Source organism: Caballeronia sp. GAWG1-5s-s, from assembly GCF_023631445.1.
In the GTDB taxonomy this organism is placed as follows: Bacteria; Pseudomonadota; Gammaproteobacteria; order Burkholderiales; family Burkholderiaceae; genus Caballeronia.
Genome location: NZ_JALQDC010000004.1, coordinates 92,551 through 114,134, shown reverse-complemented (window position 1 = coordinate 114,134; position 21,584 = coordinate 92,551). Strand labels below are relative to the sequence as shown.

At 65.8% G+C, this 21,584-nt stretch carries 18 protein-coding genes; 11 read left to right on the top strand and 7 right to left on the bottom strand.

Features of this window, described 5'->3' with window-relative positions; genetic code table 11:
• Nucleotides 1–188 precede the first annotated feature (188 nt).
• The 3 genes from NCR34_RS28185 to NCR34_RS06365 all read left to right on the top strand — a co-directional run bounded on the left by NCR34_RS28185 (nt 189) and on the right by NCR34_RS06365 (nt 2,284).
• Nucleotides 189–1,052 carry a hypothetical protein gene (locus NCR34_RS28185; protein WP_350029425.1) on the top strand — a complete coding sequence of 288 codons (864 nt, stop codon included), beginning with the start codon at nt 189–191 and terminating at the stop codon, nt 1,050–1,052.
• Nucleotides 1,049–1,831, top strand: a complete 783-nt coding sequence (locus tag NCR34_RS28180; protein ID WP_350029424.1) for a pseudouridine synthase — start codon at nt 1,049–1,051, stop codon at nt 1,829–1,831. The genes NCR34_RS28185 and NCR34_RS28180 overlap by 4 nt, the downstream gene beginning before the upstream one ends.
• A gap of 216 nt (nt 1,832–2,047) precedes the next feature.
• Nucleotides 2,048–2,284: a hypothetical protein gene (locus tag NCR34_RS06365; RefSeq protein WP_175940129.1), complete on the top strand. Its 237-nt coding sequence runs from the start codon at nt 2,048–2,050 to the stop codon at nt 2,282–2,284.
• 61 nt (nt 2,285–2,345) lie between these two features.
• Here NCR34_RS06365 and def read toward each other — a convergent pair whose 3' ends face one another.
• From def to NCR34_RS06340, 5 genes are all read right to left on the bottom strand, one after another.
• Nucleotides 2,346–2,879, bottom strand: coding sequence for a peptide deformylase (gene def / locus NCR34_RS06360; protein WP_175940128.1), 534 nt, complete (start codon nt 2,877–2,879; stop codon nt 2,346–2,348).
• Complete coding sequence (gene ligA / locus NCR34_RS06355) at nt 2,876–4,954, bottom strand: NAD-dependent DNA ligase LigA (RefSeq protein WP_250499340.1); 2,079 nt, start codon at nt 4,952–4,954, stop codon at nt 2,876–2,878. The genes def and ligA overlap by 4 nt, the downstream gene beginning before the upstream one ends.
• A 180-nt stretch (nt 4,955–5,134) precedes the next feature.
• Nucleotides 5,135–6,400: a cell division protein ZipA C-terminal FtsZ-binding domain-containing protein gene (locus NCR34_RS06350; RefSeq protein WP_250499339.1), complete on the bottom strand. Its 1,266-nt coding sequence runs from the start codon at nt 6,398–6,400 to the stop codon at nt 5,135–5,137.
• A 124-nt stretch (nt 6,401–6,524) separates the two neighbouring features.
• Complete coding sequence (gene smc / locus NCR34_RS06345; protein WP_250499338.1) at nt 6,525–10,040, bottom strand: chromosome segregation protein SMC; 3,516 nt, start codon at nt 10,038–10,040, stop codon at nt 6,525–6,527.
• Nucleotides 10,041–10,163: 123 nt separating this feature from the next.
• Nucleotides 10,164–11,120, bottom strand: a complete 957-nt coding sequence (locus tag NCR34_RS06340; RefSeq protein WP_250499336.1) for a DMT family transporter — start codon at nt 11,118–11,120, stop codon at nt 10,164–10,166.
• A 203-nt stretch (nt 11,121–11,323) separates the two neighbouring features.
• Between NCR34_RS06340 and dapC the strand changes: the two genes are divergently transcribed.
• From dapC to cls, 6 genes are all read left to right on the top strand, one after another.
• Nucleotides 11,324–12,550, top strand: coding sequence for a succinyldiaminopimelate transaminase (dapC, locus tag NCR34_RS06335; protein ID WP_250499335.1), 1,227 nt, complete (start codon nt 11,324–11,326; stop codon nt 12,548–12,550).
• 48 nt (nt 12,551–12,598) lie between these two features.
• Entirely contained in the window at nt 12,599–13,426 is an 828-nt protein-coding gene (gene dapD, locus NCR34_RS06330) for a 2,3,4,5-tetrahydropyridine-2,6-dicarboxylate N-succinyltransferase (RefSeq protein WP_248322092.1), read from the top strand.
• 2 nt (nt 13,427–13,428) lie between these two features.
• Nucleotides 13,429–13,800 (top strand): ArsC family reductase, encoded by a 372-nt coding sequence (locus NCR34_RS06325; protein ID WP_175940121.1) that lies wholly within the window; start codon nt 13,429–13,431, stop codon nt 13,798–13,800.
• A gap of 111 nt (nt 13,801–13,911) precedes the next feature.
• Nucleotides 13,912–15,051 carry a succinyl-diaminopimelate desuccinylase gene (gene dapE / locus NCR34_RS06320; protein ID WP_250499333.1) on the top strand — a complete coding sequence of 380 codons (1,140 nt, stop codon included), beginning with the start codon at nt 13,912–13,914 and terminating at the stop codon, nt 15,049–15,051.
• A 33-nt stretch (nt 15,052–15,084) separates the two neighbouring features.
• Nucleotides 15,085–15,969 (top strand): 50S ribosomal protein L3 N(5)-glutamine methyltransferase, encoded by an 885-nt coding sequence (gene prmB, locus NCR34_RS06315; protein WP_250499331.1) that lies wholly within the window; start codon nt 15,085–15,087, stop codon nt 15,967–15,969.
• Between the two features lie 162 nt (nt 15,970–16,131).
• Nucleotides 16,132–17,625, top strand: a complete 1,494-nt coding sequence (gene cls / locus NCR34_RS06310) for a cardiolipin synthase (RefSeq protein ID WP_250499330.1) — start codon at nt 16,132–16,134, stop codon at nt 17,623–17,625.
• A gap of 5 nt (nt 17,626–17,630) precedes the next feature.
• On the opposite strand, the gene NCR34_RS06305 is transcribed toward cls, so the two are convergent.
• Nucleotides 17,631–18,122, bottom strand: a complete 492-nt coding sequence (locus NCR34_RS06305) for a glutathione peroxidase (RefSeq protein ID WP_250499329.1) — start codon at nt 18,120–18,122, stop codon at nt 17,631–17,633.
• A gap of 169 nt (nt 18,123–18,291) precedes the next feature.
• On the opposite strand from NCR34_RS06305, the gene NCR34_RS06300 reads away from it, so the two are divergent.
• Both NCR34_RS06300 and NCR34_RS06295 read left to right on the top strand, forming a co-directional pair.
• Nucleotides 18,292–20,238 carry an ATP-binding cassette domain-containing protein gene (locus NCR34_RS06300; protein ID WP_250499327.1) on the top strand — a complete coding sequence of 649 codons (1,947 nt, stop codon included), beginning with the start codon at nt 18,292–18,294 and terminating at the stop codon, nt 20,236–20,238.
• Nucleotides 20,239–20,259: 21 nt separating this feature from the next.
• Entirely contained in the window at nt 20,260–21,291 is a 1,032-nt protein-coding gene (locus NCR34_RS06295; RefSeq protein WP_250499325.1) for a CaiB/BaiF CoA transferase family protein, read from the top strand.
• Here NCR34_RS06295 and NCR34_RS06290 read toward each other — a convergent pair.
• On the bottom strand, nt 21,288–21,551 hold the full coding sequence (locus NCR34_RS06290) for a DUF2866 domain-containing protein (RefSeq protein ID WP_241269851.1): 264 nt from the start codon (nt 21,549–21,551) through the stop codon (nt 21,288–21,290). The two genes, NCR34_RS06295 and NCR34_RS06290, sit on opposite strands and share 4 nt — an antisense overlap.
• Nucleotides 21,552–21,584 lie beyond the last annotated feature (33 nt).

The following is a 21,584-nucleotide window of genomic DNA, read 5'->3' as shown; positions in this document are numbered from 1 at the left end:
GCGCAAGCCTGCGCGCGATGCCGCGCCTGAGAAGGCGCTGGTCAAGCGCGGGAAGCCGGCCGATGCGCGGGCGGGATCGACCGGACGGTCGGATGCTTCGGGCGAGCGGAGGCCTTTCAAGTCGCGTGATGCGGCTGGGGATCGCGATACGCGTTCCGACCAGCGCCGTCCGTTTAAACCGCGCGGCGATGATTCGCGTGCTGCCTTCGGTGATCGTGGTCCGCGTCGCACAGCGGAAGGACACGGCGACCGACATTTCCGCAGCGACGAGCGCCGTCCGTTCAAGCCGGGCGGCGATGATGCGCGCCCGGCATTCGGTGATCGTGGCCCGCGTCGGCCGGCGGAAGCGCGCGGAAACAGCGATTCCCGCAGCGACGAACGCCGTCCGTTCAAACCACGCGGCGATGACTCGCGTGCCGTGGGCGATCGTGGTCCGCGTCGTGCGACTGAAGGACACGGCGACCGCGATTCGCGTTCCGACGAGCGGCGTGCTTTCAAACCACGCGGCGATGATTCGCGGGCTGCGTTTGGCGATCGCGGTCCGCGTCGGGCGGCTGAAGGACGCGGTGAGCGACATCCCCTCAGCGACGAGCGCCGTCCGTTCAAACCACGCGGCGATGATGCGCGTCCAGCCTTTGGTGATCGTGGCCCGCGTCGGGCGGCGGAAGCGCGCGGCGACCGCGATTCGCGTTCCGACGAGCGGCGTGCTTTCAAACCGCGCGGCGATGATTCGCGTGCTGCGTTTGGCGACCGCGGTCCGCGTCGGCCGACGGAAGGACGCGGCGATCGCGATTCCCGCAGCGACGACCGCCGCCCGTTCAAGCAACGCAGCGACGACTCGCGCCCGACTTTCGGCGATCGCGGCCCGCGTCGGCCGACCGAAGCGCGCGGCGACCGCGATTCCCGCAGCGACGACTCCCGCCCCTCATTCAGCGACCGCGGCCCCCGCAAACCGACTGAAGCGCGCGATTCCCGCACAGACGACCGTCGCCCATCGAAAACGCGCGGCGACGCTGCCCGACCGGCCTTCGCAGCCAACGAAGGAGCCCTGAAGAAACCCCACGCTCACGGCGACAACCTCGTTCGCCTGTCGAAAGTCATGTCCGAACTCGGCCTGTGTTCCCGCCGCGAAGCCGACGAGTGGATCGAAAAAGGCTGGGTGCTCGTCGATGGCGAAGTGATCGACACGCTCGGCTCGCGCATTCGCCCGGATCAGAATATCGAGATCCTGCCCGCCGCCCGCTCCGCGCAGTCGCAACTGGTGACGATCCTCTTGCATAAGCCCGTCGGCTACGTGTCGGGCCAGGCGGAAGACGGCTACGAGCCCGCCGTCACGCTCATCAACCCGTCGAATCACTGGGACGAAGACCGCTCGGGAATCCGTTTTTCGCCGGGACATCTGCGCACGCTCGCGCCGGCGGGCCGTCTGGATATCGACTCGACCGGCCTGCTGGTTCTGACGCAGGACGGCCGCATCGCGAAGCAACTGATCGGCGGGCACTCCGAAGTCGACAAGGAGTACCTCGTGCGCGTGCGCTACGGCGAGCATACCGTCGATGTCGACCAGCACCTGCCCGCCGAAAAGCTCGCACTGCTGCGTCACGGCCTGGAACTCGACGGCGTGCCGCTCAAGACCGCGCAGGTGAGCTGGCAAAACGGCGAGCAGCTTCGCTTCGTGCTGCGCGAAGGCAAGAAGCGTCAGATTCGCCGCATGTGCGAACTCGTCGGGCTGGAAGTCGTCGGCCTGAAGCGTATCCGCATGGGACGCGTGACGCTCGGGGCGCTGCCGCCCGGCCAGTGGCGTTATCTCGCACCCGACGAGACCTTCTGATTCATCACACGTCGCAAAAACGCGACATTCGAAGTCCGAAAACGGCGCGATCGCTTATCGATCGCGCCGTTTTATTTTGTTCACATTTAGGCTAAAGAAAATCGGTCAAATGTCCGTTAGGTACGGAATGTCCGAGAACTTTTGACAGCCCCAACGCGTCGAGGACGGGCATCGGAATAACGGCAATCAGCATCAACGCTTCAAGGAGAAATGGCCATGTCAGTTGAGATCATCGTTCGTGCGACAGAAACCGGTCTTGAAATCGTGAGCGGCCGACGACGGCTCGAAGCCCTGCTCGCCCTGCGCGATGAAGTCGTCGTGACGAGCCCCGGCATCGGAGAGATGGTGTTCGCCCGCCTGCCCGACGGCCGTCTGCAAGGCTCGGCCAATCCCAAGCACGTCGCGCTCTTTCGCCAGCCCGACACTACGCGCGATTCGGAAACGTTGGCCTGAACGAAAAAAACCCGCTTGCAGCAAGCGGGTTTTTTCTTGGGCGGCGCGAGAATCGGCCGGCTCAGTCGTCGCGCGCCGGGTCGAGGCCCGGAAAAAGCACTTCGGTGAAGCCGAACTTCGAAAAGTCGGTGATGCGCATCGGATACAGCTTGCCGATCAGATGATCGCACTCGTGCTGCACCACGCGCGCATGAAAGCCCTCCGCGAGCCGTTCGATCGCGTTGCCGTATTGATCGAAGCCCTGGTAGCGGATCATCGAGAAACGCTGCACCGCGCCGCGCAGCCCCGGCACCGAAAGACAGCCTTCCCACCCTTCCTCCATGTCGTGCCCGTTGGGCGTGATGATCGGATTGATGAGCACCGTCTCCGGCACGGGCGGCGCGTCCGGATAACGCTCGTTGTGGCCGAAGCCGAAGATGACCACCTGCAGATCGACGCCGATCTGCGGTGCGGCGAGTCCCGCGCCGTTCGCGTCGCGCATCGTGTCGAACATGTCCTGCACGAGCGTGTGCAGTTCCGGCGTGTCGAAGTGTTCGACAGGCTGCGCGATACGCAAAAGACGCGGATCGCCCATCTTGAGAATTTCTCGGATCATGGAGTGACTCCTTCCAATAGCTTCTTCATGCCGTCTTCGTCGACGACGGGAACCCCGAGTTCCTCCGCCTTCGCGAGTTTGCTGCCCGCTTCGGCGCCCGCCACCACGTAGTCGGTCTTTTTCGAGACGGAACCGGCCACTTTCGCGCCCGCCGCCTCCAGCATTTCCTTCGCTTCCTCGCGCGAGAGCGTGGGCAGCGTGCCCGTCAGCACGACGGTCTTGCCTGCGAGCGCCCCCTGCGGCGCTTTCGGCGCGGGCGGCCCTTCCGGCCACGACACCTTGGCGCGCAACTGCTCGATCACATGCTGGTTATGCGCTTCGCTGAAAAAGTTGTGAATCGCTTCAGCGACGACCGGCCCGACATCATTGACTTCCAACAACTGTTCGACCGACGCCGCCATGATCGGATCCAGCGAGCCGAAGTGCTTCGCGAGATCCTTCGCCGTCGATTCGCCGACATGCCGGATGCCGAGCGCATAGATGAAACGCGGCAGCGTCGTGTGTCGCGCCTTCTCGAGCGAATCCAGCAGGTTCTGCGCTGACTTGTCGGCGAAGCGGTCGAGCGCCGCGAGCGTCGAAAAACCGAGATTGAACAGATCCGCGGGCGTGCGCACGAGATTCTGCTCGACCAACTGGTCGATGATCTTCTCGCCGAGACCGTCGATGTCGAGCGCGCGGCGCTGCGCGAAATGCCACAGCGCCTGCTTGCGCTGCGCCGGACAGAAAAGCCCGCCCGTGCAGCGCGCCACGGCTTCGTCCGGCAGGCGCTCGATTTTCGAGCCGCACACCGGGCATTCCGTCGGCATGACGAACTCGCGGGCGTCGGCAGGACGGCGTTCGAGAATCGCGCCGACGACTTCCGGAATCACGTCGCCCGCGCGGCGCACGGTCACCGTATCGCCGATGCGGATGTCCTTGCGGCGCACTTCGTCTTCGTTGTGCAGCGTCGCGTTCGTCACCGTCGCGCCGCCGACGAACACCGGCGCGAGCCGCGCCACCGGCGTGATCGCGCCCGTTCTGCCGACCTGCACGTCGATGGCCACGAGTTGCGTCAGCGCCTCCTGCGCCGGGAACTTGTGCGCGAGCGCGAATCGCGGCGCGCGCGAGACGAAGCCGAGCTTGTCCTGCTCGTCGCGCCGGTTGACCTTGTACACGACGCCGTCGATGTCGTACGGCAGCTTGTCGCGCTTCTCGCCGGTCTGGCGGAAAAAACCGAGCAAGCCTTCCGCGCCCTCGACCACGCCGCGCTCCGCGTTGACCGGCAGCCCCATCTCACGGTACCAGTCGAGCAGCGCCGCGTGCGTGTCGGGCATCTCGGCGCCTTCGAGCACGCCGATGCCGTACGCGAAGAACGACAACGGCCGCTGCGCCGTCATCTTCGGGTCGAGCTGGCGCAGGCTCCCCGCGGCCGCGTTGCGCGGATTCGCGAACTCGCGCTGTCCGGCGTCGCGCTGGCGGGCGTTCAGGCGGTCGAAGTCGCGCTTGAACATCAGCACTTCACCGCGCACGTCGAGACGCTTCGGCACGTTCGCGCCTTTCAGCGTCAGCGGGATCGACCGGATGGTCCGCACGTTGGCCGTCACGTCCTCGCCGGTCGCGCCGTCGCCGCGCGTCGAGGCCTGCACGAAGCGGCCGTCGTCGTAGCGCAAGGAGATTGCCAGCCCGTCGAATTTCAATTCGCACGCGTACTGCACCGGCGCGTGGCCGAGCGCGTCCGACACGCGTTTGTCGAACGCGGCGATGTCTTCGTCCGCGAAGCCGTTGTTGAGCGACAGCATCGGCACGTCGTGGACGACCGGCGCGAAGCCTTCGGCGACCTGACCGCCCACGCGCTGCGTCGGCGAATCCGGCGTGACGAGTTCCGGATGCGCCGCCTCGATGCCCTGCAATTCCTTGAAGAGCGTGTCGTATTCGGCGTCGGGCAGATCCGGCTGGTCGAGCACGTAATACGCGTAGTTCGCGCGCTCCAGTTCCGCGCGCAGCCACGCGGCGCGCTCCTCCGGCCGGTCGGCGCTGGGCACGGGCGCGAGCGACTTGGCAGTGGCGGCGGATTCGGCTTTCGTTTTTGCGGACATGCGGCTTTCGAGGAATGAAATGAGTCAGTTGAACCGACCGTTCGATTGTCTCAGAAGAACGGTCGTCGCGGCATCGGCCGAACGGTCTAGGCCATGCGCGCATGTGGCGGCGCGTACCAACGGAAAGCGCCCCGGAGCGGGGCGCAATCGCGACACGACATGCAGCTACGAACCAAGCGCTTACTGGCTGAACAACCTGCGCGTGGCGGGCGACCCGGCCGGCATGCCCGCCTGCTCCAGCTTCGCGTACAGCGTCATCAGCTGCTTTTCGATAGCGAGCAGCGCAGATTCCGGCAACGGGCGACGCTGATCGTCGACCACGCGCGCCCCGATGCGCTCGGAGAGCGACTTCGCGTAATCGCACATCAGGCGGAACGGCAAGATGTCTTCGTCGGCGACGGGCACGTCCAGCACTAGCGTAATCATCTGGCCGCCCTTGTACGTGAGGTCGTCGCGCAAGAAATTGGTGTCGCCGAACTGGAGCATGAACACCGGGTTCTGCTTCGCGTCCAGCTTGACGAAGCGCGTGCCGTCGCGCGAGAGCAGCAAGCCGTCCTGCGAGGCTACCGCCTGCACGTAGTTCGCGGACCACGGCGCGCCGTCGGAGAGAATGTTGATCGACAGCTGCGCGTCGCACTGGGCGGCGAACGCGTCCAGCTCGCGCGCCATGCCGACGGTTTCCATCATGTCGGGAAATTCGGGCGCGCCGTCGATGGCGTCCGCGAGACGCTGCACGCCCGTGACGAACTCCGAGAACTCGAGTTCGTTCAGCGGACCGCTGCGGTTGGCGAGTTGCGCGGCCGCGCGCAGTTCCTCGTAGCGCACGCCGTGGCGCAACAGCTCCCACGTGCTCTCGCCTTCGGCCTTGCCTTCGATCGTCACGGGCTTCGTGCCCGCGCGACGCAGCCGCTGCGCGAGCGGAATCACGCGGTCGCCGGCCACGGGCGCGGCGAGCCGGATCGGCACCACGCAGTCGATGCGCCGGTCGACGACAGCGGGCGGCGTCGACGAAATGGTCGTGGCGGCGGGCATGACCGGCTCGCTGCGCTCGTCTTCTTCGACGACCGCGGGTTCATCGGCGACGCCGTTCGCGGAGGTCGCTTCAGCCTGCAGATCGACGGGGGTATCCGCCGGCGCGACGGCTGGCGTGACCGCCGCAGCCTCGGTCGACACAGGGACGCCGCCAAAGCTGGGTTCGACGCGCGCGTCTTCCTGCGCATCCCCCGCGCCGCCGCCCGCGACAGGCTCGCGCCGCGCCGGGCGCACCGGCTCGATGAACGGCTGCTCGTCGTCGGTTTCCTGGCGCGCGAGCGCATCGGCGGCTTCGTCGGGCATCGGGCGCGGCATCTTGCGCCGCACTTTCGCGCTCTGCCACGCGTTGTAGACCACCACGCCGCCGACCACGACAGCTCCCGCTCCGATCAATCCGAGTGTCAACTCGTCCATGCACGCTCCATCGTTCTTTTGAGTTACGAAGCGCCGCGCGATCTGTCGCGCGCATCCGATGCACGCCACTCCGCGCCTGCGCGCCTGGCCGGCTCCACGTCCGGCCTTCATTCATAAAACCGGGTCAGCCGTTTTGCGCGAATCCCGCGGCGGATTCCATATCCACCGCGACGATGCGCGACACGCCCTGCTCCTGCATCGTGACGCCGATCAGTTGCTGCGCCATCTCCATCGCGATCTTGTTGTGCGAGATGAAGAGGAATTGGGTCTTGCTCGACATGGCCCGCACGAGGTTGGCGAAGCGTTCCGTGTTCGCGTCGTCGAGCGGCGCGTCCACTTCGTCCAGCAGACAGAACGGCGCGGGATTCAGCTGGAACATCGCGAAGACGAGCGCCGTCGCGGTGAGCGCCTTTTCGCCGCCCGAGAGCAGGTGAATTGTCGAATTCTTCTTGCCGGGCGGCTGCGCCATGACCTGCACGCCCGCGTCGAGAATTTCGTCGCCCGTCATGATGAGCTTAGCCTGCCCGCCGCCGAAAAGACGCGGGAACAGATCGCCGAAATGGCGATTCACTTCGTCGAACGTGCCTTGCAACAGTGCGCGCGTTTCCTGATCGATCTTCTGAATCGCGTCTTCCAGCGTGCCGATGGCGTCGTTCAGATCGGCCGATTGCGCGTCGAGGAAGTGCTTGCGCTCGGTCGCGGCCGCCAGTTCTTCCAGCGCGGCCATGTTGACCGGCCCGAGCGCGATCACCGCGTTGTTCAGGCGCGTGACTTCGCCTTGCAGATACGACGGCTTCATGTCGGGCGTGAGCTTCGCCTGCAATTCAGCTTCGTCGACGCCCGCGGCCTGCAACTGCTCGGCGAACTGCTCGCCGTTGATGCGCGCCGCCTGCTCCTTCAACTGCAATTCGTTGATCTTGTCGCGCAGCGGCTGGAGCGACCGCTCCGTCTGGAGACGCTGCTCGTCGGCCTGACGCAGCCGCGCGGTGAGATCGTCCAGTTCGATGCGCGCCGCGTGCAGCGCCTCTTCGCGTGCCGCGCGCACTTCGAGGGCGTCTTGCAAGCCAGTCTGTGCCGTCTGCGCGTTGATGGTCTCGAGTTCGGCCCGCGCGTCTTCCAGCGCGCCTTCGACGCGTTCGCTCTGCTCGTGCGCCGTGTCGATGCTGCGCTTGTATTCCTCGATCTTCGCCGCGAGGCCGCGCGCCGCGAAGTTCGCGTCGCTAGCCACGCGTTCCAGTTCGCGCAGTTCGTGACGCGCGTTGGTGAGCGCCTCGTCGAGCGATTCGAACGCAAGCTGATTGTCTTCGAAGCGCGCCTGCAATTGCGCGATCTCGGCGTCATGCTGCTCGAACGCAGCTTCCGATTCGGCCCGCAGCGCGCGCTGTTCTTCGATCTGCGCAGCGATTTCTTCGAGTTCCTCGCCGATCTGCGAGCTGCGCTGCGTGTAGCGCTCGTGCGCCTGCGTGAGCTTGAGCACGTCCATCTGCAACGCATGGACGCGCTGCGTGGCGCGCTCGGCGGCGGCACGCGCGTCGGCGAGAACTTGCGATGCCTGCGTGTGAGCAGCGTCGGCGCGCACGGCGTTGGCCTTTGCTTCGTCCGCGAGCAGCGCTTGAGCGCGCACTTGCCGCGCGAGATTTTCGATTTCCTGCGCGCGCGCCAGCATGCCCGACTGCTCGGAATCCGACGCATAGAGTTGCACGCCGACGCGCGTAACCCTATGCCCCGCCTTCACAACGAACGCGCCGCCTTCCGGCAACTGATTGCGCATGGCGAGCGCCTGCGCGATGTCGTCGGCGATGAACGTGTTGCCGAGCCATTCGTTGAGCACGGCGCGGATGCCGGGGTCGTCGATGCGCACAAGCGAAATCAACGGCCGCAAACCTTGTGGCGCGTCCAGCGGCTTGCCCGCGACGGGCGGCGCGAAGAACGCGAGCTTGGCGGGTGGCGCGTCGCTTGCGAACGCCTTGATCCAGTCGAGATTCGAGACTTCGAGCGCGGCGAGACGCTCGCGCAGCACGGATTCGAGCGCCGGTTCCCAGCCCGCCTCGACGTGCAGCTTCTTCCACAGACGCGGCAATCCGCCAAGTTCGTGCTTGTCGAGCCACGGCTGGATCTTGCCTTCGGTTTGCACGCTCTCCTGCAACGCTTTCAGCGCGGCAAGGCGTGCTTCGAGCTGATGAATCTGCGCGCTTTCCGCCTGCACCCGCTCTTGCGCGGCGCGGCGTTCGGCGTCGAGGCGCGGCACGGTTTCCTGCGCATCGGCAAGACGCGCCTGCGCTTCGGCCAGAATCTCTTCGTTCTCGGCAAGCTGCATGCGCAGTTCTTCGAGTTGCGCTTCGTCGGGAGCGTCGAGGCCGCCCGCTTCGTTCTTCAGGCGTTCCTGGCGCTGCTGCAATTGCTGAAGCTGCTGATCCGCGTTGCGCTGATGCGCGGCTTCGAGCTTCAACGCCTGTTCCGCCCGCGCGATGCCGGCGCGTTCCTCGTTCAATTGCGCCTGCGCGTCGCGCCAGCGGGCTTCGAGCGCGGGCAGCGCATCGTGCTTCGCGGCGGCGTTCTCTTGCGCGATCGCGGCCTTCTCTTCGCCTTCGGCCAATGCTTCGGACGCCGTTTCGATTTCGTCGCGCGCCTTCTGCGCCTGCATCTGCCATTGCTCGCGCTGCGCGGCGAGCGCGGCGATCTGCGCCTGCACGCGGTTGCGCGACTCGACGATGAAGCGGATCTCCGCTTCCAGCCGGCTCACTTCGGCGTTGGCTTCGTAAAGCGCGCCCTGCGCGCCCTGCATTGCGTCGCTGGCGCTGTAGTGCGCGACGCGCAGCGTTTCCAGTTGCGCTTCCACTTCGCGCAGACGCGCCGTTTGCGCTTCCAGTTCGATCTGCGCGTCGCGAATGGCGCGCTGCTGGCGCTCGGCTTCGTTGCCCGCCTCGTTCTTGCGCAAGAGCCACAGCAGGCGCTGCTTCTCTTCGCCTTCGGTCTGCAAGGCCTTGTATTTCGTCGCGACGATGGCCTGCGCTTCCAGCTTCTCCAGATTGGCCGTCAGCTCGCGCACGATATCTTCCACGCGCGTGAGATTCTCGCGCGTATCGTGCAGACGATTCTCCGTCTCCCGCCGACGCTCCTTGTACTTCGAGACGCCCGCGGCTTCTTCGAGGAACACGCGCAAGTCTTCGGGCTTCGCCTCGATGATCCGCGCGATCATGCCCTGTCCGATGATCGCGTAAGCGCGCGGGCCGAGACCCGTGCCGAGAAAGATGTCCTGAATGTCGCGGCGGCGCGCGGGCAGGTTGTTGATGTAGTAGCTGGACGTGCCATCGCGCGTGAGGACGCGCTTCACAGCGATCTCGCCGTAGGCGCTCCATTGACCGGCGGCGCGGCCGTCGGCGTTATCGAAGATCAGTTCGACGCTCGCGCGGCTGCCCGGCTTGCGCGCGGTGGATCCGTTGAAGATGACGTCCTGCATCGACTCGCCGCGCAATTCTGATGCGCGCGATTCGCCGAGCACCCAGCGCACCGCATCGATGATGTTGGACTTGCCGCAGCCATTCGGCCCGACGACGCCGACCAGTTGGCCGGGGACCTGGAAATGCGTGGGATCGACGAAGGACTTGAAACCAGCGAGTTTGATCGAAGTCAGACGCACGGCGATATCGCTGTTTGAAGTGAATGACGGAGGATGAACGGCAGACAAGCCGCGGCGCGGCCGGTCGCGGATGAAGATTTCATGCGCGCCGGACGCCGCCTGCCGCGGCGCGAGCGGACACCATCATACCATCGCGCGTGTCGATTTCTTTTTGGCTTCGGCCTCGCCGGGCGGGCTTTGCGATGCGTCGCGGCCCTGCCTGTGCGCCCATGCCGACAGCACGCAAGCAGCCACGATGCACGCGCCGCCCGCCCATTCGCGCGGCCCCGGCACTTCGCCCGCGATGAGCCACGAGGACAGCGCCGTCACCACGAGTTCGAACAGCATGATGATGGACGCGCGATTGGCCGGCACGCGCGCAAGCCCGATTTGCACGATCACGTTGTTGACCGCGAGCACGACGCCCAGCGCGATCACGATGAACGCGACCGTGCCCATCTGCGCTGCTGCGGGCGGCGCGGGCATCGGCTCGAACAACGTGGCGACCGACGCCACGATCGCCGCGCCGCCGAAGATCACGGCCGTGCGCATCTCCGGCTTCATGCCCGGCAAGACGCGCGTGATCTTCACGACGAGCACGTTGCTCATCGCGAAGCCCATGCCGCCCATGAGCCCGGCCCACTCTGCAAGATTGGCGGGCAGCGGCACGCCGAGTTCGGGCGACCAGAGCATCGTGACCGCGCCCGCGAGCGACAAGAGCGACAGCGCGGCATCGGCGCGCGTCAAGCGGTCGCGCAAGATGAAATGCGCAAACATCGCGGTCCATGCGGGCGTCAGATAGAAAAGCAGCAGCACGCGCATGACCTGCCCGTGGATCGCGCCCCAGACGAAGCCCACGCTCGTCACGCCCGCCGCCACGCCAAGGCACGCGAGCAGCCAGTGCCACGACACCGTGCGGATCGAGCGGCGCTTGAGCAGCAGCACGAAAAGACACGCGGCGCCGCTCGTCGTCGCGCTGGCGGCGGTGCCGGTGAGTCCCATCGATGCGATGAGGCGCATCGGATACCAGACGAAGCCCCACACGGAAGCGCCGATCATGATGGCGAGCGTGGGCAGCGCGTCGTGCAGGCGGCGCGTCATTGCGGCGCTCCTCTGCGCGTGGATTTCGATACGGTTTTGCTACGTGTCATGCGTCTGTCGTCCTTGCCGCCGCGCGCCGTGGAGCGCAAAAGCGCGCGGTATAATCGCCCGTTCTCTGATGTCTTTCTCATGCCGCTACGTAGATCGCTGCGGCCGCATGGCGCCTCGCCGCCGCCCGACGTTCATCGCTCAATCGACACGCCGTGAATCCACTTCTCCAGAAACTCCAGCCGTATCCCTTCGAAAAGCTGCGCGCGCTGTTCAAGGGCATCGAGCCGCGCGCCGGATTCACGCCGATCAGCTTCGGCATCGGCGAGCCGAAGCATGCGACGCCCGCGCTGATCCGCGACGCGGTGATCGACGCGCTCGGCGGCCTCGCCGCCTACCCGGCGACGCTCGGCAGCGAGCCGCTGCGCGAAGCCATCGCCACATGGGTGAAGGCGCGCTACGGACTCGCTTCCATCGACGCGGCCACCGAAGTGCTGCCCGTTTCCGGCTCGCGCGAAGCCTTGTTCGCGCTCGCGCAGACGGTGATCGACAGCCGCAGCACGCCGGAACTCGCGGGCGCGAAACCGCCGATCGTACTCTGCCCGAACCCGTTCTACCAAATCTACGAAGGCGCGGCGCTGCTCGCGGGCGCGGAACCGTACTTCGTCAACAGCGACCCCGCGCGCAACTTCGCGTGCGATTACTCGGCCGTGCCCGACGACATCTGGGCACGCACGCAACTGCTCTACGTCTGCTCGCCCGGCAATCCGACAGGCGCGGTGCTCACGCTCGACAACTGGCGCGAACTCTTCGCGCTCTCGGACAAGCACGGCTTCGTGATCGCCTCCGACGAATGCTATTCCGAGATCTACTTCGACGAAGGGCAGCCGCCGCTCGGCGGTCTGGAAGCCGCGCGTCTGCTGGGCCGCGGCTTCGAGCGCCTCGTGATGCTGTCGAGCCTCTCCAAGCGATCGAACGTGCCGGGCATGCGCTCGGGCTTCGTCACTGGCGACGCTGCCGTGCTCAAGAGCTTCCTCTTGTATCGCACGTATCACGGCGCGGCGCTCTCGACCGTGTTCCAGCGCGCGAGCATCGCCGCGTGGCAGGACGAAGCGCACGTGCGCGAGAACCGCGCGCTCTACGCGAGCAAGTTCCGCACGGTCACGCCGATGCTCGCCGAGGTGCTGGACGTGCGTCTGCCCGACGCCGCGTTCTATCTCTGGGCGAACGTTTCGCGCACCGGACTCACGGATACCGAGTTCGCCGCGCGCCTGTACGCCGACTATAATGTGACGGTTCTGCCGGGCTCCTATCTCGCTCGTCCCGCGCATGGCACGAATCCCGGCGAAGGGTTCGTGCGTATCGCGCTCGTTGCCGGGACCGAGGAATGCATCGAAGGCGCCCGCCGCATCGTCGAATTCTGCCGCACGCTGAACACCTGAACGGTCCTGAACGCGTTGCCGGTTCCTCTCTCCATCCTTGATATCACTATGTCGGAACAACTTCAGAGCATCATCGACAACGCCTGGGAAAACCGCGCCGAGCTGTCGCCGAAAGCCGCGCCCGCGGAAGTGCGCGAAGCCGTCTCGCACGCCATCGAGCAACTGGACCGCGGCGCGCTGCGCGTCGCCGAGAAGCGCGACGGCGACTGGGTCGTGAACCAATGGCTCAAGAAGGCCGTGCTGCTGTCGTTCCGCCTCGAAGACAACGCGCCGATGCCCGCCGGCGGCTACAGCCAGTTCTACGACAAGGTGCCCTCGAAGTTCGCGAACTACACCGCCGAAGACTTCGCAGCGGGCGGCTTTCGCGTGGTGCCGCCGGCCATCGCGCGCCGCGGCTCGTTCATCGCGAAGAACGTGGTGCTGATGCCGTCGTATACGAACATCGGCGCTTACGTCGACGAAGGCACGATGGTCGATACGTGGGCCACCGTCGGCTCGTGCGCGCAGATCGGCAAGAATGTGCACCTGTCGGGCGGCGTGGGCATCGGCGGCGTGCTGGAGCCGTTGCAGGCGAACCCGGTCATCATCGAGGACAACTGCTTCATCGGCGCGCGCTCGGAAGTGGTGGAAGGCGTCATCGTCGAGGAGAACTCGGTGATTTCGATGGGCGTCTACCTCGGCCAGAGCACGAAGATCTATGACCGCGAAACCGGTCAGGTGAGCTACGGCCGCATTCCGGCGGGCTCGGTCGTCGTGGCGGGCAATCTGCCGTCGAAGGACGGCTCGCACAGCCTCTACTGCGCGGTGATCGTGAAGAAGGTCGATGCGAAGACTCGCGCGAAGGTCGGCCTCAACGAACTGCTGCGAGGCGACTGATCGTGGCGCGCGGCCCCAATGCCATGACGGTCGTGTACGGCATCCCCAACTGCGACACGGTGAAGAAGGCGCGCGTGTGGCTGGAAGAGCACGGCGTGCCGTTCGAGTTCCACGACTTCAAGAAGGCCGGCGTGAACGAGAAGCTGCTTCAGGACTGGCTGAAGGACGTGCCGCTGGAACAGCTCATCAACAAGCGCGGCACGACGTGGCGCGGTCTTTCGGATGTGCACAAGGCCGAAGCCGACACGACTTCCGGCGCGATCGCGCTGATGATCCACAAGCCGTCGATCATCAAGCGGCCGGTCGTCGTCGTGAACGGCCGCGTGAAGACGCTCGGCTTCTCGGCCGAGCAGTATGAGACGCTGTTCGCGTGACCGACGTGCGGCGGACTGCTTCGAACGTCCGGCCGTCGCGTCACGCCAAACCGCTTGCCGGCCCCGCGCCGGCATTTTTTTACGCTGTCGAAAGAAATGCAGGCTGAAACCATGTCCGGCACCTTGTCCTTAACCGAAGCCTTGATCGAGCGCGCGTCCGTCACGCCCGACGATCGCCACTGCCAGGCGCTGATGATCGAGCGGCTGGCGGCTGTCGGCTTCGAATGCGAAACCATCGAATCGGGCGGCGTCACGAATCTGTGGGCCGTGAAGCGCGGCACGGACGGCGCGTCGGGCAAGCTGCTCGCATTCGCCGGACATACCGACGTCGTGCCGACCGGCCCGCTCGATCAATGGACTTCGCCGCCCTTCACGCCGACGCATCGCGACGGCAAGCTCTACGGGCGCGGCGCCGCGGACATGAAGACGTCGCTCGCGGCGTTCGTCGTGTCGAGCGAAGAATTCATCGCGAAGTGCCCGCAGCATCGCGGCTCGCTCGCGCTGCTCATCACGAGCGACGAAGAAGGCCCCGCCACCGACGGCACCGTGAAGGTGGTCGAAGCGCTGAAGGCGCGCGGCGAGCGGCTCGATTACTGCATCGTCGGCGAGCCGACATCGAACGAAACGCTCGGCGACATGGTCAAGAACGGGCGGCGCGGCTCCATGTCCGGCAAGCTCGTCGTGAAGGGCGTGCAGGGGCATATCGCCTATCCGCATCTCGCGCGCAATCCGATTCACCTGCTCGCGCCCGCGCTCGCCGAACTCGTCGCGCAACGCTGGGACGACGGCAACGAGTATTTCCCGCCGACCACCTGGCAAGTGTCGAACCTGCGCTCTGGCACCGGCGCGACGAATGTCATTCCGGGCCACGCCGAGCTGATGTGCAACTTCCGCTTTTCGACGGCGAGCACGGTCGAAGGCTTGCAAAGCCGCGTCCACGCGATTCTCGACAAACACGCGCTCGACTACGATCTCACCTGGACGGTGAGCGGCCTGCCCTTCCTGACGCCGCGCGGCGCGCTCTCCAACGCGCTCGAAAAAGCCATCCACGATGAAACCGGCGTGCGTCCGGAACTGTCCACTACGGGCGGCACGTCCGATGGCCGCTTTATCGCGCGCATCTGCGAGCAGGTCGTCGAATTCGGGCCGCCGAACGGCAGCATTCACAAGATCGACGAATATGTCGACGTGCGCTTCATCGAGCCGCTCAAAAACGTGTACCGCCGCGTGCTCGAAGAACTGATCGCGTAAATCTTCACCCGTAAAAAAAACAAGGAGCCTTCGATGGCGCTACCCTTCACCACCGTCCGCGACCTGCTGCGCTTCGGCGTCTCGCGCTTCACCGAAGCCGGCCTCTCGTTCGGTCACGGCTCGTCTAACGCCTATGACGAAGCGGCGTATCTGATCCTGCATACGCTGCACTTGCCGCTCGACACGCTCGAACCGTTTCTCGACGCCCGCCTGCTCGACACCGAAATCGATGCCGTCATGCAGGTGATCGAGCGCCGTGCCAAGGAACGCGTGCCGGCCGCGTACATCACGCAGGAAGCGTGGATGCACGGCCATCGTTTCTATGTCGACGAGCGCGTGATCGTGCCGCGCTCGTTCATCGGCGAGTTGTTGCAGGACGGGCTGCAACCGTACGTGGCCGATCCGGACCACGTCACGCGCGTGCTCGAACTGTGCACCGGCTCCGGGTGCCTCGCGATTCTCGCGGCGCAAGCGTTCGAGAACGCGGATATCGATGCCGTCGACATCTCCGCCGATGCGCTCGCGGTCGCGCGCCGCAATGTCGACGACTACGGGTTGCAGGACCGCATCGCGCTGCACGAAGGCGATCTGTACGCGCCGCTTTCGCCGGCCCGCTACGAGGTCATCATCACCAACCCGCCGTACGTGAACGCGACCGCGATGCAGGCGCTGCCCGAGGAATACCGTCACGAGCCGGAACTCGCGCTCGCGGGCGGTGCGGACGGCATGGACGTCGTGCGGCGCATCGTGCGCGATGCCGGCAAGTGGCTGACCGAAGACGGCGTGCTCGTCGTCGAGATCGGCAACGAGCGGGCCAACGTCGAGGCCGCGCTCGGCGGGCTCGATCTCGTCTGGCTCTCGACCAGCGCCGGCGACGACAACGTGTTCCTGATTCAGGCGGCGGACCTTCCCGCCTGAGCGGCATTCGCCGCGCAAGTCAGGTTCGGTAAGCAGGTTCGGTAAGCGGGTTCGGTAAGCGGGTTCGGTAAGATAAGGCATCGCCGCCGCGGCTCGCGGCGGTGTCCGTCGTCTGGCTCCGCGTGGGATCCGCGCGCATCGAGTTCCGAACCGAACGCATCTATGCAAGCAGCAGACTGGCTCCACGTCGGCACGCTCGTGATGGCCGCGCATGTGCTCGGCGTGATCGCGGCCGTCCACGCCATCATCAATACGCGGACCTCGCAAGGCGCGGTCGCGTGGGCGGTGTCGCTCGTCGCGATGCCCTATCTCACGCTCATTCCATATCTCTTCCTCGGGCGCAGCAAGTTCGCGGGTTATATCGACGAGCGCCGGCTCGAAATCGAGATCCTGCGCAACCGCAGAAAGCCGACCGAGTGGGATTCGACCGACCGCAGCGACGCTCCAACGACAGGCACGGCGCTCGTCGACGCTTCCGGCGCGCGCGGCGAACTCGACACCGGCCCCGCGCGATACTTAGGCAATCCGACGATCCGCACGCTGCAACGGCTCTCCGGCATGCCGTTTTTGCGCGGCAACGCGGTGCGCGTGCTCGTCAACGGCGACGCGACGTTTTCTGCGATCCTCGAGGCCATCGAAGCGGCCGAACAGTATGTCGTCGTGCAGTTCTTCATCGTGCGCGCCGACGCGCTCGGCGAGATGCTGAAGGACGCGCTTATCGCCAAAGCGAAAGCCGGCGTTCGCGTCTATTTCCTCTACGACAGCATCGGCAGCTTCGACCTGCCGCATCGCTACGTGCATGCGCTGCGCGCGGGCGGCGTCGAAGCGCATCCGTTCGCGACCAAGCGCAAGTTCGTGCACCGCTTTCAGATCAACTTCCGTAATCATCGGAAGATCGTGGTCGTCGACGGCAAGCGCGCGTTCGTCGGCGGGCACAACGTGGGGGTCGAGTATCTCGGCGGCAATCCCCGGCTTTCGCCGTGGCGCGATACGCATGTGGAAGTGCGCGGGCCGGCGATCGCCAGCATCCAGTTCGTCTTCACCGAAGACTGGTACTGGGCGACGCAGCGCCTGCCTGAGCTCGGCCCCGCGTCGCATGCGGACGAGAACATGCATTGCATGGTGCTCTCGAGCGGCCCCGCCGACAAACAGGAGACCTGCTCGCTCTTCTTCGTCGAGGCGATCAACGCGGCGCGCGAACGGATCTGGATCACGTCGCCGTATCTGATCCCCGACGAAGCCGTATTCTCGGCGCTGAGGCTCGCCGTGATGCGCGGCGTCGACGTGCGCATTCTCATTCCGAGCCGGCGCGATCATCGCGTGGTGTTCGCGGCGTCGAGGCTGTACGCATACGATCTCGTGCAGGCGGGCGTGCGCATCTTCCGATACAGGCCGGGCTTTCTGCATCAGAAGGTCGTGCTCGTCGACGACATCGCCGCGTCGGTCGGCAGCGCCAATCTCGACAACCGCTCGTTCCGGCTGAACTTCGAGATCACCGTGCTGACCGTCGATCACGACTTCGCCCGCGAAGTGGAGAGCATGTTGCTCGTGGACTTCGCGCATGCGTATGAGATCGACGGCAACGATTATCGCGGCGCCGCGTTCTGGCGGCGCATGGCGATGCACGTCGCTCGGCTCTTCTCCCCGATTCTCTGAGCGCGTCAGAGCAGCTTTTCGATGTCGTCCGCGATGGACTCGGGCTTCGTGATCGGCGCGTAGCGTTTCACGATGTTCCCGTTGCGGTCGATCAGGAACTTCGTGAAGTTCCATTTGATCGCCTCCAGTCCGAGCACGCCCGGCTCCTTCTCCGTCAGATACTTGAAGAGCGGATGCGCATTCGGCCCGTTGACGTCGACCTTGGCGAACATCGGAAACGTGACGCCATAGTTCGACTCGCAGAAGCTGCTGATCTGCGCCGCGTCGCCCGGCTCCTGCTTGCCGAACTGGTTGCACGGAAAGCCGAGCACCTCGAAGCCGCGCCCCGCGTACAGCGTGTACAGCTCTTGCAAGCCCCGGTACTGCGGCGTGAAACCGCATTCGCTCGCGGTGTTTACGATCAGCAGCACCTTGCCGCGGTACGTGTCGAGGCTGACGGTCGTGCCGTCGAGCCGCTCTGCCGTAAAGCCGTAGATGCTGTCGGTAGTCGAATTCATGCCGTGCTCCGCGCGTTGAAGTGGTGAAAGATGGAAGGGTGAAAGTCAGGCGATGCTACTCCGCCGCGCGCTCGCCCGCCATTAGCCGAACGGACGACCCCTTGCGGCGTACGCGCCCGGTCTAAAATAGCGGTTTCCTCCAGTCCGCGCTCTGCCGCCGCCCTCCGACGTGATTCGCTTCAACCAGTTCAGCTTGTCCCGCGGCACCAAGCCGCTCTTCGAAGAGACCAGCTTCACGCTCAATCCGGGCGAGAAAGCCGGTCTCGTCGGCGCGAACGGCGCGGGCAAATCCACGCTCTTTTCCGTGCTGCGCGGCGAGTTGCACGCGGACGGCGGCGATTTCTCGATGCCGCCGTCGTGGCGCATCGCGCATGTCGCGCAGGAAACGCCCGCCGTGGATCGCACCGCGCTCGACTACACGCTCGACGGCGACACGCAGTTGCGCGCCATCGAAGCGCGCATCGCGGCGGCGTCCGCGGCGCACGACGGCGCAGCGGAAGCCGAAGCTCACGCCGCGTTCGCCGATGCCGACGGCTACACCGCGCCCGCTCGCGCGGAAACGCTGCTGCTCGGGCTCGGCTTCACGCTCGAACAGACGCGCGAGCCGGTGGCGAGCTTTTCGGGCGGCTGGCGCATGCGGCTGAACCTCGCGCAAGCGCTGATGTGTCCGTCCGACCTGCTGCTGCTCGACGAACCGACCAACCATCTGGACCTGGACGCCATCGTCTGGCTCGAAGACTGGCTCGGCCGCTATCCGGGCACGCTCGTCGTGATCTCGCACGACCGCGAATTTCTCGATGCGGTCTGCAACGTCACGCTGCATCTGGAAAACCGGCAGGTGAAGCGTTACGGCGGCAACTACAGCCAGTTCGAAGTGCTGCGCGCCCAACAGCTCGCGTTGCAGCAAAGCGCCTACGAGAAGCAGCAGAAGACGGTGCAGCATCTGCAGAGCTTCATCAACCGCTTCAAGGCCAAGGCCACCAAGGCGAAGCAGGCGCAAAGCCGCGTGAAGGCGCTCGAAAAGATGGAGCTGATCGCGCCCGCGCACGCGAGTTCGCCGTTCACTTTCGAGTTCCGCACGCCGGATGCCGCGCCGAATCCGATGATGGTGATGGAAGACGTGCGCTGTGGTTATCGCACCGAGGACGGCGCCGAGATTCCGATTGTCGAAGGCGTGACGCTGTCGATTCAGAACGGGCAGCGCATCGGTTTGCTCGGCGCGAATGGTCAGGGCAAGTCCACGCTCATCAAGACGCTCGCCGGCACGCTCGACGCCCTCTCGGGTCGCGTGCAGCAAGGCAAGGGCTTGCAGATCGGCTATTTCGCGCAGCATCAACTGGAAACGCTGCGCCCGGACGACTCCGCGCTCGCCCATCTCGCGCGCCTCGCGCCCGACACGCGCGAGCAGGAACTGCGCGACTTTCTCGGCAGCTTCAACTTCTCGGGCGACATGGCCACCGCGAAGATCGCGCCGTTCTCCGGCGGAGAGAAGGCGCGGCTCGCGCTCGCGCTCATCATCTGGCAGAAGCCCAATCTGCTGCTGCTCGACGAACCGACGAACCACCTCGATCTCGAAACGCGCCACGCGCTGACCATGGCGCTCGCGCAATTCGAAGGCACGCTCATTCTCGTGTCGCACGACCGGCATCTGCTGCGCGCCACCACCGACACCTTCATGCTGGTGGCGAAGCACCGGCTGAGTCCGTTCGATGGCGATCTCGACGATTATCGCGACTGGCTTCTGCAACATGCCGCCGACACGCGGGCGGCGGCGAAAGAAGCAAACGGCGTCGCGTCGGCTGCCGGCAATGCGCCGGACAGCGCGGCGAATCGTAAGGAGCAGCGCAGACAGGAGGCGCAAGAGCGGCAAAAGCTCTCGCACCTGCGCAAGCCGCTGCAATCGCGGATCGCGAAGATCGAGAAGGAAATGGACGCGCTGAATGCGGAAAAAACGACGCTGGATGCGTTCGTCGCCGATCCCGCGAGCTACGACGCCGCGCTGAAGGCGAAGCTCACCGACACGATTCGCCGTCAGGGCGAAGTCAACGCGCGGCTCGAGACGCTCGAACTGGAGTGGCTCGACGCGCACGAGGAACTCGAACAACTGAGCTCGTAATCCTCCACGGAGACCGACGACTTGACGACCTCCCCCGCTCTCGCCGGTCTTCGCGTGCTGGATCTGACGCGGCTTCTGCCCGGACCGCTCGCCACGCTGCGCCTCGCCGAACTCGGCGCGGACGTGCTGAAGATCGAGCCACCGGGCGAAGGCGACTACGCCCGCTCGATGCTGCAAAGCGACGCCGACCGCGCGAGCGGCGCGCCGAGCGCGTTCTATCGGATCGTGAATCGCGGCAAGCGGTCGCTCACACTCGATCTGAAGACCGATGCCGGGCGAGCAAAGTTAATCGAACTCGCAAGGGACGCGGACGTGCTCGTCGAGAGCTTCCGGCCGACGGTGATGACGCGGCTCGGCGTCGGCTACGACGTGCTGCGGCAGGTCAACCCGAAGCTGGTCTACTGCGCGATCACGGGGTTCGGCAGCGAAGGCGCGTTCGCCGACAAGGCGGGGCACGATCTGAACTACATCGCGTATGCGGGCGTGCTGGATCAGCTTGCCGATGCTGGCGGCGCGCCCATCGTGCCCAATTTCCAGCTTGCGGACCTGCTCGGCGGGGCGCTCGCGGCCGTGACGCAAATGCTTGCCGCGCTCTGGCACGTTGCGCGCGGGGGCGCGGGCCGCTTCGTCGACGTCTCGATGACGCACGCCGTTCACGCCCACAACGTGATGGCGCACATCGCGCTCGCCAATGCCGACGAGCCGGGCACGCGCGCAGGAGCCGGCCTGCTCAACGGCGGCGTGCCCTGCTACAACGTCTATCGCACGGCGGACGACAAGTTCGTGGCCGTCGGCGCGCTCGAACTGAAGTTCTGGCAGACGCTATGCGGCGCGCTCGGCCGCCCGGAGTGGGCCGCGCGGCACTGGAGTCTCGGGCAGGCGATCGGCGGCACGGATGCGAAGGAAGTGACCGCGCGCCTCGCCGCGTGCATCCGCGAGCGCACGCGCGACGAATGGATGGCGCTCCTCGAACCGCTCGACTGCTGCGTCGCGCCGGTGCTCACGCCGGCGGAAGCGGCAGCGCATCCGCTCTTTCGCGGCCGCGAAAACTAGCGTCGCGGCAAGGTCTGGCGCGGCTGACGCTCGTCGTCCACGAGCACGTGCTTTCGGCCCGTAACGTGACGGCGAATGGTGGCGACCACTTCCGCCTCGGTCACGTCCGCGGACACGACGCGCCGCGAAATCTGCCCTTCGCCGTCGATCCATTCGACGATCCGGCATCCGCTGCCGAACGGCTGTTGCAGGGGAGCCGAGACGCGGCAGCCGCGCAGGTGGAATGCTGGGGCGGGCCGGGCTGTTTTGACATGTTTCAAAGCGTGATCCTCTCGATCCATCCAGTCACTTCG